Source organism: Aeromonas rivipollensis, from assembly GCF_010974825.1.
In the GTDB taxonomy this organism is placed as follows: Bacteria; Pseudomonadota; Gammaproteobacteria; order Enterobacterales; family Aeromonadaceae; genus Aeromonas; species Aeromonas rivipollensis.
On the sequence record NZ_JAAILA010000017.1, the window covers coordinates 1 to 15210 of the forward strand.

11 protein-coding genes are annotated in these 15210 nt (G+C 58.2%); 7 read left to right on the forward strand and 4 right to left on the reverse strand.

All coding sequences use genetic code 11. The annotated features are described in order from the left end of the window. Positions 1 to 34: 34 nt before the first annotated feature. The 3 genes from G4923_RS21365 to G4923_RS12260 all read left to right on the forward strand — a co-directional run bounded on the left by G4923_RS21365 (position 35) and on the right by G4923_RS12260 (position 4758). Complete coding sequence (locus tag G4923_RS21365; protein WP_205600437.1) at positions 35 to 3355, forward strand: type I secretion C-terminal target domain-containing protein; 3321 nt, start codon at positions 35 to 37, stop codon at positions 3353 to 3355. Positions 3356 to 3442: 87 nt separating this feature from the next. Continuing rightward, positions 3443 to 4000 (forward strand): hypothetical protein, encoded by a 558-nt coding sequence (locus G4923_RS12255; RefSeq protein ID WP_139744669.1) that lies wholly within the window; start codon positions 3443 to 3445, stop codon positions 3998 to 4000. A 56-nt stretch (positions 4001 to 4056) separates the two neighbouring features. Continuing rightward, positions 4057 to 4758: an SIMPL domain-containing protein gene (locus G4923_RS12260; RefSeq protein ID WP_163137218.1), complete on the forward strand. Its 702-nt coding sequence runs from the start codon at positions 4057 to 4059 to the stop codon at positions 4756 to 4758. Between the two features lie 227 nt (positions 4759 to 4985). Here the strand turns inward: G4923_RS12260 and G4923_RS12265 are convergent, their stop codons facing one another. Then, a complete protein-coding gene (locus G4923_RS12265; protein WP_163137219.1) occupies positions 4986 to 6362 on the reverse strand; it encodes an amino acid permease in 1377 nt (458 codons plus the stop codon). Between the two features lie 358 nt (positions 6363 to 6720). Here G4923_RS12265 and G4923_RS12270 point away from each other — a divergent pair, with 358 nt between their 5' ends. Next, positions 6721 to 7011, forward strand: a complete 291-nt coding sequence (locus G4923_RS12270) for a hypothetical protein (RefSeq protein WP_162627291.1) — start codon at positions 6721 to 6723, stop codon at positions 7009 to 7011. Between the two features lie 109 nt (positions 7012 to 7120). Here the strand turns inward: G4923_RS12270 and ppsR are convergent, their stop codons facing one another. Beyond that, positions 7121 to 7933, reverse strand: a complete 813-nt coding sequence (ppsR, locus tag G4923_RS12275; RefSeq protein ID WP_042649732.1) for a posphoenolpyruvate synthetase regulatory kinase/phosphorylase PpsR — start codon at positions 7931 to 7933, stop codon at positions 7121 to 7123. Positions 7934 to 8241: 308 nt separating this feature from the next. Between ppsR and ppsA the strand changes: the two genes are divergently transcribed. From ppsA to G4923_RS12290, 3 genes are all read left to right on the forward strand, one after another. Further along, positions 8242 to 10614, forward strand: a complete 2373-nt coding sequence (gene ppsA / locus G4923_RS12280) for a phosphoenolpyruvate synthase (protein WP_163137220.1) — start codon at positions 8242 to 8244, stop codon at positions 10612 to 10614. Between the two features lie 793 nt (positions 10615 to 11407). Then, positions 11408 to 11809 (forward strand): winged helix-turn-helix domain-containing protein, encoded by a 402-nt coding sequence (locus G4923_RS12285; protein ID WP_163137221.1) that lies wholly within the window; start codon positions 11408 to 11410, stop codon positions 11807 to 11809. After that, complete coding sequence (locus G4923_RS12290; RefSeq protein ID WP_163137222.1) at positions 11799 to 12494, forward strand: EAL domain-containing protein; 696 nt, start codon at positions 11799 to 11801, stop codon at positions 12492 to 12494. The genes G4923_RS12285 and G4923_RS12290 overlap by 11 nt, the downstream gene beginning before the upstream one ends. A 167-nt stretch (positions 12495 to 12661) precedes the next feature. Here G4923_RS12290 and G4923_RS12295 read toward each other — a convergent pair whose 3' ends face one another. Then, complete coding sequence (locus G4923_RS12295) at positions 12662 to 13123, reverse strand: serine protease chaperone (protein ID WP_163137223.1); 462 nt, start codon at positions 13121 to 13123, stop codon at positions 12662 to 12664. 18 nt (positions 13124 to 13141) lie between these two features. Next, on the reverse strand, positions 13142 to 15019 hold the full coding sequence (gene asp, locus G4923_RS12300; protein ID WP_163137224.1) for a serine protease Asp: 1878 nt from the start codon (positions 15017 to 15019) through the stop codon (positions 13142 to 13144). Positions 15020 to 15210: the final 191 nt, after the last annotated feature.

The following is a 15210-nucleotide window of genomic DNA, read 5'->3' on the forward strand; positions in this document are numbered from 1 at the left end:
GACCATCAACATCGGCCAGGATAACCGCACGCCAGTGCTGAACATCGGCAATGCAACGGTGGATGAAGAGGGCTTGCCGGTACGTGGCCGCGAGCCGGCCTTTTTGGCGGCCGTCGGCACTTCCGACGTATTCACCGGCAGTTTCACCGTCAACACGCAAGGTGAAAACCTCACCGGGCTGACCATCGGGGGTCAGGTCTACAACCTGGTCAACGGCGGCAGCCAGACGCTGGTAGACAACGCGCAGGGGACGCTGGTCGTGACCGGAGTAACCGGTCCGAGCGGTGGGCCGTTCTCGGTGAACTACACCTACACGCTCAAGGACAATGTGCTCACGCACAGCGTGCAAGGGGATGATGACACGGTCAATGGCCCGCTGTTCGTGGTGTCAGCCACGGATGCCACGGGGGATGTTGGTACCGGTAATCTCCAGGTGGTCATCAGCGATGATGCCCCGACAGCCAACAACGATGCGGACAGCGCCGTCGAAGGGGTGTTCACCCCGGTCACCGGCAACGTCATCACCGGGCTGGGTACCACGGGCGGTGCCGGTGGTGCGGGGGCTGACGTCAAGGGGGCAGACGACGCGGCGGTCAGCCAGGTCGTCGGCTTCAATGGCAGCACCGACAGCAACGCATCGGGTGGCTTCACGGTCACGGGCCAGTACGGCAACCTGACCATGGGCCCGGATGGCGAGTACAGCTACACGCTGACCGCGACCTCAGTCCCGGTCGGGGCAACAGACGTGTTCACCTACACACTCAAGGATGGTGACAACGACACAGACCCGGCGACCCTGACCATCAACATCGGCCAGGATACCCGCACGCCAGTGCTGACCATCGGCAATGCAACGGTGGATGAAGAGGGTCTGCCGGTACGTGGCAGCGAGCCGGCCGGTTCGGCGGCCGTAGGCAATTCCGAGATATTCACCGGCAGTTTCACCGTCAACACGCAAGGTGAGAACCTCACTGCACTGACCATTGGTGGTGGGGTCTACAACCTGGTCAGCGGTGGCAGCCAGACGCTGGTAGACAACGCGCAGGGAACGCTGGTCGTGACCGGGGTAACCGGTCCGAGCGGTGGGCCGTTCTCGGTGAACTACACCTACACGCTCAAGGACAATGTGCTCACGCACAGCGTGCAAGGGGATGATGACACGGTCAATGGCCCGCTGTTCGTGGTGTCAGCCACGGATGCCACGGGGGATGTTGGTACCGGTAATCTCCAGGTGGTCATCAGCGATGATGCCCCGACGGCGAATGCAGTGACCAATGCCGGTCAGGCTACTCAGGTGCAAAACACCAACCTGATGCTGATCCTCGATATCTCCGGCAGTATGGATGAATCATCTGGGTATCAGGGCATGAGTCGGTTGCAGGTCATGCAGAAGTCGGCACTGGAGCTGCTAGATAAATACAGCGCCTATGGCAATGTGATGGTCAATATCATCACCTTTGCTACCTTGGCATCCAATCCCACAGGGACCTGGGTGAGCGTCGATGCGGCCAAGACGATCATTCTTGGCCTCTCGTCTACAGATTCGACAAACTACGATGATGCGCTGAACGATGCCATCAATGCCTTTGCGGCGAGCAACAAGATAGTCGGAGCGCAAAACGTCTCCTACTTCATGTCGGATGGCTTGCCCAACGCGAGCAACGTCAGCAACTCCGCAACTGTTCCCGATGGTTCAAACAGCTTCGGGGATAGTGATGGCATCAGTGCCGCCAACGAGAAAGACTGGACCGATTTCCTGACGGCGAACAACATCAACTCCTTTGCACTCGGGATGGGGTCTGGCGCTACTCAATCGGCGCTTAATCCGATCGCCTACAACGGGGTCAGCGGAGCAAGCCCGGCGAACACCACTGCAGTGGTGGTGACGGACTTCAGCCAGCTGGCAGCTACGCTGCTCAGCACAGTTGTGGCGCCCCCCCTGTCCGGACAACTGATCGATGGTATAACAGCGAGTACCGGGGCTGACGGTGGCTGGATCAATTCCATCACAGTTGCGGGCGTTACTTACAGCTACAACCAGAAGACCGATACTTCGGGCGTTTCGGGTGGGGCTTCAGCCGGTACCTTTAATACGACGACCAACGAATGGTCAATCACGGTCGCCGGGGGCATCCTCAAGGTTGACATGGACAACGGTGTATATACCTATACTCCGCCATCATCCATACCGGTCGGTGGTATCAATCAGAGCTTTGGCTACAGCGTGATCGATAACGATGGAGATACTGCGTCCAGCACCTTGTCCATCATCGTCAATCCGGCGGTAGGTCCTACCGTGGTGCGTGATGACTTCATCATCACCAATCAGGATCCGTCTACCATCCCGGATTGGGCCCTGCTGGTGAACGATACGGGGCCGCTGGCGGCTACCCAGACGATCATAGGGGTCTCGGGCGCGGTCAGTGGTACGGTAACCGACAATGTGGGCTCGGTGACCTTCGATGATACCTCGGGCAATATCACACCCAACACTTACCAAGGGTCCTTCAACTACACCAACAGCACGACCTCGGATACTGCCAAGGTGTTTGTGGATGTGCAGGGCGGGACGCTCACCGGGAGCTATCTCGATGAGATCCTGATTGGTGGATCTGGTGATGAGACGCTCAACGGCAATGCCGGCAACGACATCCTGCTCGGTGGTGGCGGCAACGATGGGTTGAACGGTGGAGATGGCAACGACATCCTCGTCGGCGGCGCAGGCAACGATACCTTGAACGGTGGTGCTGGCAACGACACTGCCAGTTACATCGACATCACAGGTGGCGTCGGTGTCACTGTGATAGTCAATGGCAACAACCAGGCTACCGGTGGCGCCGGCGCCGACAGTCTGAGCAACATGGAGAACCTGGTCGGCTCGATGTTTGGTGACACTCTGACAGGTGATGGCAGTGCCAACATCCTCAGCGGTCTGGCCGGCAATGACTCCTTGATAGGAGGCGGTGGCGACGACTTGCTAATAGGTGGTATGGGCAGTGACACCCTGACAGGCAATGCTGGCAAGGATACCTTCAAGTGGCAGGCGGGAGATGCCGGTGGTACCGACACCATCATGGACTTCACCACAGGGGCCAATGGGGATGTACTGGATCTGAGCGAACTGCTCAGTGGCGAGCACGCCAATGCAGCGTCCTTGGATCAGTACCTGAACTTTGCATCAGGTCCGGGGGTGAATAAATCGACCTTGACGATCGATCTGGATGGTTCGGGAAGTGGTACCACGACTCACAGTATCTTCTTTGACAATGTGGATCTGACGGCCAATTCGACACGGACCGATCTGCAAATCATTCAGGACCTGTTGAACCAGGGCAATCTCAAGGTCGATCCTTAATCAAACCATGGGGGCCGGGTTTGCCCGGCCCCTGTTATTTGATGAAGTTGACGGCTAAGATAGCGGCAGTATCAGGAGAGGGTCACCATGCAGTCATTCAACTGGGTCGACATCGATGGCATTCGCTATAGCTGGGATGGGCAGGACAACATTGTCTGCTCCGGCCGCTTTGGCTATCAGGCCGCGATGACGGGTGACAAGCTCAATGGTCTGGAGCTGGAGAGTGAGGATGGCGATGTGGCGGGGCTGCTCAATGTGGACTTTGCCGCCTCCAGCATCAGCTTTACGCCGGCAGAGGATGCTCCCTTGCCTCACATGGTGGTGCTGGTTGGCCATGAGTGGGGGCAGCAGGAGTACTCGCTGCAGAGCTTGAGCGACAGCTCCTTGCAGGGGCTGCTCAGCCATGGTGAAGAGCTTGACTGGAGTAGTCTGGCGGTGGTGACGGCTTCCGAGCCGAGCATGCCATCCCAGGGTCACGTTCTGTCGTGGGATTCATTCCATTTCGAGGATGAGTCTCTGCTCGGGGCCGAAGTTCCGTCGTCCGTGATCGCGAGCCATGGCAATCCCCTTGGAGGAGAGATCAGCATCAATATCGACATGACCAATCAGGTGCTGGAGCAGATCCCTCCATTGCACGATATATGAATCCCAATCGACGACGTGCATAATGACCTCCATCTAATCGATGGAGGTTTTTTTCTATGTGGCGTCCCCTTCTTACCCTGTCTGCGCTCGTTGTCAGTGCCCCGCTGCTTGCCATCGAGGTGCCCCAGGCTCCCCATCTGGTGGTCAGCGGCTACGCGGAGCAGAAGGCAGAGCCCGATATGCTGACGCTCAACGTCGCCGTGACCGTCCTGGAGAAACAGGGCATCAAGGCCAAGCAGCAGGTGGATACCAAGGTTGCCGCCTTCTTTGGTCAACTGGAGAGCCTCGGCATCAAGCGCAGCGATGTGGAGGCCGGCAATCTGGTGATCTCCCCCGAGTACCAGTATCCGCAGAACAAGCAGCCCGAGATGGTGGGTTATCGTGCCCAGCGCCAGCTGGCGGTCAAACTCTACCAGCTCGACAAGTTGAGCCAGCTGATGGACACCGCACTCAAGGCGGGTCTGGAGTCCGTCTCCCAGATTGAGTACGGCCTCAAGTCACCACTGGTCATCAAGGAGCAGGCGCGTCTTGGTGCTGTGGCAGATGCCACCAGCAAGGCGGAATCCCTGGCCAAGGCCTTTGGCATGAAGCTTGGCAAGGTGTACAGCGTCGAGTATCGCAACAGCTCACCCATGCCGGTCTATAGCCGAGCCATGAAGGCTGCAGCGGCCCCTGCCGCCGACATGGCGGAGAACAGCTACCAACAGCAGCAGATCAGCATCACGGACAACGTGGAAGCCGTCTTCCTGCTGGAATGATGGACCCTTCAACCGGCCCTGATCTCTCCAAACCCGAGGCTTCTGCCTCGGGTTTGTCGTTATGGATGCCCTGATCATGGAAGCTGAATGGCAACGCCCAGAGGACGCTCTTATCTGGGCAGGCCCGGGGCAGGGGAGTGATGGACGACTTCGCCCATGCCAGGGGATCTGACGCATAAAAAAATGCCGGTCACTGACCGGCATTTTCGCAAGAGGAGCAGGGAGGCTTAGCCCAGATTGGCGGCGACCCGTTCCTGGCGTTTCTGCTTGAACAGATAGCCCAGACCCAGCACCAGTACCCAGGCCGGGATCAGCTCGACCGAGATGCGGGTGCCGTCGTTCATATACATGATCACCAGGATGGCGGCCATGAAGGCGAGGCAGAGGTAGTTGCCAAAGGGGCTCCAGAGCGCCTTGAACTTGGTAGTCACCCCTTCGGCAGCCTTGACCTTGCGGAACTTGAGGTGGGCGAGGCTGATCATGGCCCAGTTGATGACCAGGGCGGAGACCACCAGCGACATCAAGAGGCCGAAAGCCTTGCCCGGGATCAGGTAGTTGATCAGCACGCACAGCAAGGTGGCAGCGGCCGAGATGGTGATGGCGGTCAGGGGAACACCGCTCTTGTTAGTCTTGAGCAGGGCCTTGGGCCCGTTGCCTTGCTTGGCCAGGCCAAACAGCATGCGGCTGTTGCAGTAGACACAGCTGTTGTAGACGGAGAGCGCCGCAGTCAGCACCACCAGGTTGAGCACGTTGGCGACCAGGTTGCTGTCGAGAGCATGGAAGATCATCACGAAGGGGCTGCCGCCTTCGACCACCTTGCCCCAGGGGTAGAGGGAGAGCAGCACGGTCAGGGCGCCGATGTAGAAGATCAGGATGCGGTAGATCACCTGATTGGTGGCCTTGGGAATGCTCTTCTCGGGATTGTCCGCTTCTGCTGCCGTGATGCCGACCAGCTCCAGACCACCGAAGGAGAACATGATGAAGGCCATGGCCATCACCAGGCCGCCCACCCCGTTGGGGAAGAAGCCGCCCTGGGCCCAGAGGTTGCTGACTGTGGCATCGGGACCGCCGGTGCCGGAGAACAGCAGGTAACCACCGAAGCCTATCATGCCGAGGATGGCCACCACCTTGATGATGGCGAACCAGAACTCCATCTCGCCAAACGCCTTGACGTTGGAGAGGTTGATGGCGTTGATCAGCACGAAGAAGAAGGCCGCCGACATCCAGGTCGGGATCTCGGGCCACCAGTACTGTACGTAGATGCCGACTGCCGTCAGCTCCGCCATGCTCACCAGCACATAGAGCACCCAGTAGTTCCAGCCGGAGGCGAAACCGGCGAAGTCACCCCAGTACTTGTAGGCGAAGTGACTGAACGAGCCGGCCACCGGCTCTTCCACCACCATCTCGCCGAGCTGGCGCATGATGAGGAAGGCGATGAAGCCGCCGATGGCGTAACCAAGCAGTACCGAGGGGCCTGCCATCTTGATGGTGTCGGCAATGCCGAGGAACAGGCCGGTACCTATGGCACCGCCCAGTGCGATGAGCTGGATGTGGCGGTTTTTCAGGCCGCGCTTGAGCTCTTCGCCGTCTTGTTGAAGATCCATTCTTCCTTCCTTACGTCGCTGAATTCACTCGTCTCGCGTCTCGTCTGCCATGGCACTTCCTGTACCCGGCGCGGCATCTTGTGCCGAAAACGTGACGAAATCCGTATTAATATCGTTACGGTTTGCCGCGCACTGTTTTTTATGGCGGCTACCAACCCGAGCAGAATAGTGATAATCGACCGCTCGTGCACCTATTTTCCTCATCATTGGTTTGCTTTGTGGCCAATCTTCAGGTTTTTCATGATCTGGGAAGGGGTTCTGGAAGTGATTGCTGGTTTTGTGGTCAGTTGGTTTTGGTGCTATTGACCTGGTGGTGGTTTGATGGGCTAGTAGCCTTTTTCAAGGAAGGACTCATATGATCGAAGGTATTGTCGGTGGCTTGCTGCTCGCCACGCTCTGGCTGGGGATCTGGCTCTCCCCCATGTTGCTGACCATGGCAGCAGCCTGCTTGATGATCTGGGGATGGCAGGGGGCGGATTATCTGGTGAACAACGTCGCCATGGTGCTGACGCTCGCCGCCGGGCTTGGCCTGCTACCCGCCTGCTGGTTGAGCGAGCGGGTACGCAAACGCCACGGTTTGCTGCGTTTTCATGGCATCTTGATGAACAACCGGGAGCTCAACAAGCCCGGCTCCCGTCCTCACCCCTGATCCTCATGACGCCGACGGTTCCGCCGGCGTCATTTCTCCCTGTCTTGCTGTCTTATTATCTTGCCACTTGCCAATCTGATAGTGCTTGATATGGCTATTTTCATGCGGGCTAGCAGAGTTGGCGGCGAAGGCCGGTTGCCTCCAGGATCTTGGCGCTGATCTCCTCCACCGAGTGGGAACTGGTGTCGAGGAAGCGGATCGCCTCCTGGCGGAACAGCCGCTCCACGCTCGCCAGCTCCTGCTCGCACTGCTCGAGAGAGGAGTAGCGACTATTGGCGCGGCGCTGGTTGCGGATCTCGTGCAGCCGTTGGGGGGCTATGGTGAGACCGAACAGCTTGTGGCGGTTGGCCTTGAGCGGGGCGGGCAGCTCCAGCGAGCCCATGTCCTGCTCGATGAAGGGGTAGTTGGCGGCACGAATGCCAAACTGCAGTGCCAGATAGAGGCTGGTCGGCGTCTTGCCGCAGCGGGAGACCCCGATGAGGATGATGTCAGCTTCGTCATACTCCTTGGTGGTGATGCCGTCGTCGTTGCTGAGGGCGAAGTTGACTGCCTCGATGCGATCGTCATAGAGCTTGCGGTTCTCCATGCCGTGGGTGCGATGGAGCCTGGGCTCGGCCTTGATCCCGAGCTCCTGCTCGAGGGGGCTCACGAAGGTGTTAAGAAAATCGTGGCTGCTGGCCTGGGCCTTGAGCACCTCTTCCCGCACCTGGGGGTCGACTATGGTGTGAAACAGTATGGGGCGCACCCCGGTCTGGCGAAATTGTTCATCGATGCGGGCCCGCACCTGGCGCGCCTTTTCCTGGGTCTCCACGAAGGGGATGGTGACCTGTTCGAAGACCAGCGGAAACTGGCTCAACACGGCATGACCGAACACCTCGGCGGTGATGGCGGTGCCGTCGGATACATAGAATACGGTGTGCACAGCGGACTCCTGTGGTGTGCTCCTGGGGGGTTGCGAGCAATCAGTATCTCTCGAAACCATATCTCTTTTGTCAACAGGTCTGCCATTCCCAAGTTGTGAACTCGCTTGCAAACCTGAGTCGTTACCTTTTTGTGTCGGTATTGTAGAATGCCTGTGTCAAACGGCCATCCCCAACTCTTGCTCGGGGATTTTTTTGACAATAAGTAGAAAACGTTTTCATGGTCGTTGGCAACAGACACTAACAAAAACACACGACTTGGCACAGCTGGTGCGTTGACACCCTGGCCCACCAACCTGGAGACATGCAAATGCAACAGTACGTACTCTGGTACGAACAGCTCGGTATGCAGGACGTAGAGCGCGTCGGCGGCAAGAATGCATCCCTTGGCGAGATGATCAGCAACCTCTCCGGTGCCGGCGTGTCCGTGCCGGGCGGCTTTGCGACCACCGCCTTTGCGTTTAACGAGTTTCTGGAGTTAAGCGGCCTCAACGGCAAGATCCACGACCTGCTCGATAGCCTGGATGTGGACGACATCGCCGCCCTCAACCGGGCTGGTCAGCAGATCCGTGACTGGGTGGTGGACGCCCCCTTCCAGCCTGCGCTGGAGCAGGCGGTGCGCGAGGCCTATGACAAGCTGAGCGCTGGCCTCGAGGCTTCCTTTGCGGTGCGATCCTCCGCCACCGCCGAAGACATGCCGGACGCCTCCTTCGCCGGTCAGCAGGAGACTTTCCTCAACGTGCGCGGCATAGACTCTGTCATGACCGCCATCAAGCATGTGTTTGCGTCGCTCTTCAACGATCGCGCCATCTCCTACCGGGTGCATCAGGGCTATGACCACAAGGGCGTTGCGCTCTCCGCCGGGGTGCAGCGCATGGTGCGCTCGGACTTGGCCGCCTCCGGCGTCATGTTCACCCTGGACACCGAATCCGGCTTCAACGACGTGGTCTTCATCACTGGCGCCCAGGGTCTCGGTGAGATGGTGGTGCAGGGGGCCGTCAACCCGGACGAGTTCTATGTCCACAAGCCGACCCTCAAGTCCGGCCGCCCCGCCGTGGTGCGCAAGACGCTGGGCTCCAAGCTCATCAAGATGACCTACTCCGAGGACGCCGGTCATGGCCGTCAGGTGAAGATAGTCGACACCTTGGATGCCGAGCGCAGCCGCTTCTGCATCACGGATGAGGAAGTGATGGCGCTGGCGAAGCAGGCCCTCATCATAGAACAGCACTACGGTCGCCCCATGGACATCGAGTGGGCCAAGGATGGTCAGGACGGTCAGCTCTACATAGTCCAGGCCCGTCCGGAAACCGTGCGCAGTCGCCAGGAGGCGAATACGCTCGAGCGTTTTGCACTCAAGCAATCCGGCAAGGTGCTGATCGAGGGGCGTGCCATTGGCCACAAGATAGGCTCTGGCCCGGCGCGGGTCATCTCCTCCATCAGCCAGATGGACGAAGTGCAGCCAGGCGATGTGCTGGTCACCGACATGACGGATCCGGACTGGGAGCCCATCATGAAGCGGGCCTCCGCCATCGTCACCAATCGGGGCGGCCGCACCTGCCACGCCGCCATCATAGCCCGTGAGCTCGGCATCCCGGCCGTGGTCGGTTGTGGCGATGCCACCGACCGCATCGAGGCGGGTCAGCTCATCACCGTCTCCTGCGCGGAAGGGGATACCGGCTTCATCTACGACGGCGAGCTCGACTTCGAGGTGGCGGTGACCGAGGTGGGCAACATGCCGCGCCTGCCCATCAAAGTGATGATGAACGTCGGCAACCCGGACAGGGCCTTCGACTTCGCCCAGTTGCCGAACGCCGGTGTGGGTCTGGCCCGCCTCGAGTTCATCATCAACCGCATGATTGGGGTCCACCCCAAGGCGCTGCTGGAGTTTGACAAGCAGAGCCCTGAGCTGCAGGCCACCATAGCCAAGATGATCGCCGGTTACGACAGCCCCCGTGAATACTACGTGGCCAAGCTGAGTGAAGGGATCGCTACCCTGGCCGCCGCCTTCTGGCCGGAGCGGGTCATAGTGCGGATGTCGGACTTCAAGTCCAACGAATACGCCAACCTGGTGGGGGGCCGTGGCTACGAGCCACATGAAGAGAACCCCATGATCGGCTTCCGGGGCGCGTCCCGCTACATCGCCGACAGCTTCCGTCCCTGCTTCGCCCTCGAATGCGAGGCGATGAAACGGGTGCGTGACGTCATGGGCCTGACCAACGTCGAGGTGATGATCCCCTTCGTGCGCACCGTGGGCGAGGCGGAGCAGGTGGTGGATATCCTGGCGGAGAACGGCCTGCGCCGCGGCGAGCGGGGCCTCAAGGTCATCATGATGTGCGAACTGCCCTCCAACGCCCTGCTGGCGGATCAGTTCCTGCAACACTTCGACGGCTTCTCCATCGGCTCCAATGACATGACCCAGTTGACCCTGGGTCTGGATCGGGATTCGGGCCTCATCGCCCACCTGTTCGATGAGCGCAACGAGGCGGTCAAGGCGCTGCTGGCCATGGCCATCCAGGCCGCACGCAAGGCGGGCAAGTACGTCGGCATCTGCGGCCAGGGCCCGTCCGATCACCCGGACTTCGCCGCCTGGCTGGTCGAGCAGGGCATCGACTCTGTGTCGCTCAACCCCGATACCGTGGTCGACACCTGGCTCTATCTGGCCGAGCAGAATAAGGCTAGCTGAGTAGAATAAGGCTGGCTGAGCCAGCACAGGCAGCTCCCTACCATAATCCATGACGGCACCTTCTCGGTGCCGTTTTTTATTACCAATATGGTGCTGTGTTGATGATGCGTTCATGCAGATGAAACTGAAAGTCTGATTACGACTTGGCTCAAGTAAGCACTGGCAGTAAACGGGTCAAGCAGTGACAGCCTCTATTATCCATTTGCAATGGATAATAGAGGCTGTGTCGCTCAAAAAGAATACGGGTTCTTATCGGTGACGAAGGCCCACAATTAGAGTCATGTCATATCTTGCTTGGGATCTCAGGTTGGCTCATCTATTGCGATGGTCTATCTTCATGGCAGTACTTAAAATAATCCCTCTTCACATGAGCCGGGCGCTGCCATCATAAGGTCGCCCGATAGCCTAACTCACTATCCAAAATACACTTCCAATCAGCTGATATAGCAATTTTCTCGATCAGTGAAATATATAGATTCATCGTGCAACCTAGAGCGTTTGCACCACCATAAAACTCAACAAAATTAAAAAAAATAGTGTCTTATGCTTTCCATGTTGATTTTATGGTTGATCATGTCGACTCATGCGGGGCTTTTTGTGATTCATCTCTACATATGAGATTGAAATTAAACGGTTTTAATTATTTGTGGATAAATTATTTTATTATCATTAATTCACCTGCTGGTTCTGTGAGAATGATGTCATTCAGCCTAACCACAGTAATTGGGTTGGTAATGACAGTTCTCAGTGAGGGCGTAGAGTCATCAGTTACTGATTAACACGGAGGCTGCTCATGCTTGAGTTAGAAATGATTAGAGGGCGTGCGGTAACAACATGCCTAATCAATAAAGATAGAAACGTCATTGTGGATTTAGACAATGGCACATTCACATTCCTTTTTTTTGCCGGAACGGATCAGCCACAAGTTATAAAAATGGGGACGCGAGAGGCTGGAGTTTTAAGGTACCTGGTCCGTAATAGCGGTTATCTGGTATCAAAAGATGAAATTCTTAATAGTGTCTGGCATGGGAGGATAGTATGTGAAAATACTGTGTCCGTGGCGCTATCAAATATCAGGAAATTATTAAGAAGAGTTGATCCAGACTGCCGCTGCCTGGTGACCGTTGCTCGCGCCGGGTACATATTTTATCCATATCGTTCAGGATTCACTATCGAGAATAGCAATGACATTTAATACAGATAATAAAAACCATCAGTATATAAAGCACACCCTGGAACCTATCGTTGAGCTCAATGCTGGCAACATACTGTCATTCGAGATGGTATCCTATACTGCCAACCGGATGGTATTGGATGAGCATTATTTCTGCAACGCAGAACGCCGGGCCCTGGTCTCTCTTTTCATACGTCAACTGGAGTTCTTCCAAAAACTGAACCGACATGACGAGCATCTCTATCACACGGTATTTATCAATGTAGAACCCGCGGCATTCAACGAGCTGATCTCATGGGAGGATTTTCTGCCATTCGTGCTGCAGTTCAACATCAACATTGAGTTTGATAATGAGGCCGTCAGCAACGGCATCCCTGACGAAACGATAAAAAATGTATCGCAACTCAGAGAGTTAGGAGTGAAATTCTGGATAAAAAATGCAGATGAGGCAGTGCGTAGTCTCGCAGATGAACTGCAGAATGCTTTTGATGGCATCAAAATAAATAAGCGCTTCTTCTGGCAATGTTTTAATCGCAATGATACCACCTTTATCGAACATGTGGCTGCCATATGGGGTAGCGAAAGCGTCATTGTCGAGGGTGTCGAAAATAAACATCATCTCTCTTTTGTAAAAGCGCAGGGCCTTGTTCAGGGGCAGGGTTTTCATTGGCGAGCAAGGCTGTTACGCCATACCACCTGGCATTAATGAACTGAGCACGCCGAACCAATAATAGAACCTAATCTCTTACGCTCTATATGGGAGTGTTATCGCCGGGTGGGCATTGGAGGATGGGGTTGCGGCGGCGTAGTGGCTAAAGACGAGGGGGCCCATGGCCCCCTCGATGAGATGACGCCTTCAGTGCGAGGCGTGCTTCACCTGGGCTGCTGCTCGGCGCCGGCCAGTTCGATCTGCACCTTCACGCCTTCCTGCTTGAGCCGGGCGCTGATGGCGTTCAGATCGGTGCCGGGTTTGGCCTCCAGCAGGGCGATGCCGCCACTGCTCTGCTTGAAGCTCAGACCGTGGCGCTTGGCCAGTGCCCTGGCCTGAGGCTCGTCGGCTTCGATCAGCAGGGTTCCGCTGACGGTGAGCTCGGGGCTGGCGACCCCTTGCAGCAAGACGTCACCGCTGCGCAGGCCAGGTTGTGCCGCCTTGCCATCCAGGCTGCGGGCGACGCGCTTCTTGCTGCCGTTGTCCGGCGTGAGGTAGGTCTGGCCGTTCACCTCTATGGTGCTGTACTGCTTGCCCTCGATAACCACCGACTCTTCGGCCGTGGCCTGAGCGGAAACCGAGGCCAGCAGGCTTGCCAGGGCAAGGCTGAGTAAGCTGTGTTTCATGTTGTGACTCCTGTGCGATTAGAGGGAAGCTGCTTCATGGCCGATCACCCGCAGGGACCAGTTGAGCAGTTGACCCGGCTGGCTGTTGTTGCGCTCGGTCAGGGTCGTGCGGGCGTTGGTGCTGCGATTGAGCAGCGAGACCTGACGAGTGCCGCTGGCGACGTCGGTCACCGCCAGTTGCCACTCGCCCTGGGCCGATTCACCGTAGAACTTGTGGGAGAGCATGCGCATGTCACGCAGACCCTTGGTGCGCACATAACCCAGTTGCTGCCGGTCGAGGGATTGCCCCACCAGGCTGTTGTTGGGGTTGAGCAGCACGCTGCGGGTGCCGGAGGGGGAGACCAGCTCGATCAGCAGATCGGGCAGTCGTTGGTGATCCAGACTGACCTGCACCTGCACCGCTTCCACCGTCAACGCCTGCTCGACCCGGGTGCTGGAGGTGGTCGGGCTGCTGCCCAGATCCGGGATGGCGCCCTGGGCATTGCCCTGCACAGTGACCTTCTGCCACGGCAGCTGTACCAGCGCCGGTAAGGGATTGTGAGTGGCGGCGCTCGCCAGGGCCTTGTTCACATCGATGAGGCCAAAGCCATAGGTCGGGTTGAACCAGATCCCGGCGGCATTGCGCTCCCAGCCTTCCAGCCCTGTCACTCTGCGTTGCTGACCATTGGCGGCCGTGTAGCTCAGCGTGACCGCTGCCTGATTGGCATCGATGCGGGTGGCGTTGCGTGCCAGCAGATCCCGCAGATCCCGCACCGACAGGTCCGGATAGGCTGACATCAGCAGCGCCATGGCGCCAGCGGTATTCGGGGTGGCCGAAGAGGTGCCGTTCATGGTGCCGTTGTAGTCACAGCCGGCATCCAGTGCCGGGTTGCCGTGCAGCCGGTTGACGCTCTGACGATCGGTGCGGTTGTAGCCCAGGTCGCAGCCGGGCAGATCCGTGGTGACCATGGCCGGTGAGGCGGTGCCGTACTCGCCGCCCGGGGCCGTCAGGAAGACGTTGCTGCCGACGCTGGAGTAGGAGGAGCGCACGCCGTCTGCGTTGCTGGCACTGACCACCAGGTTCCAGAAGTTGCTGTTGGAAGGATCTATGTTGCTGTTTTCAAACGGCAGTCTGAGCTCGCCGCCGGTGCGGTTGAGCACATAGTTGCCGGCGGCAATGCGGCTGAAGCCGTTGCCCGCGGCCTTGATGTAAGCGGCCCCTTGCGCCTTCAGGGTCATCTGCTCGAACAGGCGATCCAGTTGCACCTGGTTGAGCCCGCCGGCTCCCTGGGGGTCGACCAGGCTCATGCCGTAGCTCTGGTTGAAGACGCGGTTGTCGCGGCTGGCCTGGCTGCTGCCGAGGGCATAGAGCCAGTCTTGCTGCAACTGCTGGCTATTGTCGTCGAGCAGGTTGAAGCCTTGCAACTGGGCACGGGGGGCCACGCCCCGGGTGCCGATGGCGTTGTCGACCGCGGCTATGATGCCGGAGACAGAGGTGCCGTGGGCACTGTCCGGATCGGTCGGCGTCGGATCGTCGCTGCCGGTCACCACGTTACGTGAACCGGGGCGGACGTTGTCGGCGAGATCCGGGTGGGCTATGGCCAGGCCGTCGTCCACGACGGCCACATTGATCCCCTGGCCGAGCACCTCTGTGCGGTGGGCCCACCAGAGGTTGAGGTCATTGCCCGCCACGCCGCCACGGGCACTGAAGGCATGCTGGCCACTGTTGAGCAGGTGCCACTGCTGGTCCTGCAAGGGGTTGATGCCGGGCAGGCAGCGCTGTGCGCTGGTGCGGCCGGTATCCATGTCGACTTCTCTGCCGGTGAGGGGGGTACAACTCTCGGCAGCCTGAGCCGAGACGACAGGCAGGGCCGAGAGCAGGGCCGTGATTGCCAATGCTAACGATGTTTTTCTCATTGATAAACTCCATCTTAAGGGCGCACCGTCCGAGGTGCGACGGGCATCTATACATGAGAAAAGACGATTCAAAAGGCTCTCATTTCGGAGTTGAGAGGGGGCTCAAAGAAATCTCACTCGAGCCCATATGGGGGTATCAATAGGGCAGATTACGTGTTTCATTGAGAGTCATTCGCATTCAACGCTAGTGA

Excerpts from the sequence above, each read along its gene's own strand:
- G4923_RS12255 (WP_139744669.1), top strand. The coding sequence starts at position 3,443 with ATGCAGTCATTCAACTGGGTCGACATCGATGGCATTCGCTATAGCTGG.
- G4923_RS12260 (WP_163137218.1), top strand. The coding sequence starts at position 4,057 with ATGTGGCGTCCCCTTCTTACCCTGTCTGCGCTCGTTGTCAGTGCCCCG.
- G4923_RS12265 (WP_163137219.1), bottom strand. The coding sequence starts at position 6,362 with ATGGATCTTCAACAAGACGGCGAAGAGCTCAAGCGCGGCCTGAAAAAC.
- ppsA (WP_163137220.1), top strand. The coding sequence starts at position 8,242 with ATGCAACAGTACGTACTCTGGTACGAACAGCTCGGTATGCAGGACGTA.
- G4923_RS12285 (WP_163137221.1), top strand. The coding sequence starts at position 11,408 with ATGCTTGAGTTAGAAATGATTAGAGGGCGTGCGGTAACAACATGCCTA.
- G4923_RS12290 (WP_163137222.1), top strand. The coding sequence starts at position 11,799 with ATGACATTTAATACAGATAATAAAAACCATCAGTATATAAAGCACACC.
- G4923_RS12295 (WP_163137223.1), bottom strand. The coding sequence starts at position 13,123 with ATGAAACACAGCTTACTCAGCCTTGCCCTGGCAAGCCTGCTGGCCTCG.
- asp (WP_163137224.1), bottom strand. The coding sequence starts at position 15,019 with ATGAGAAAAACATCGTTAGCATTGGCAATCACGGCCCTGCTCTCGGCC.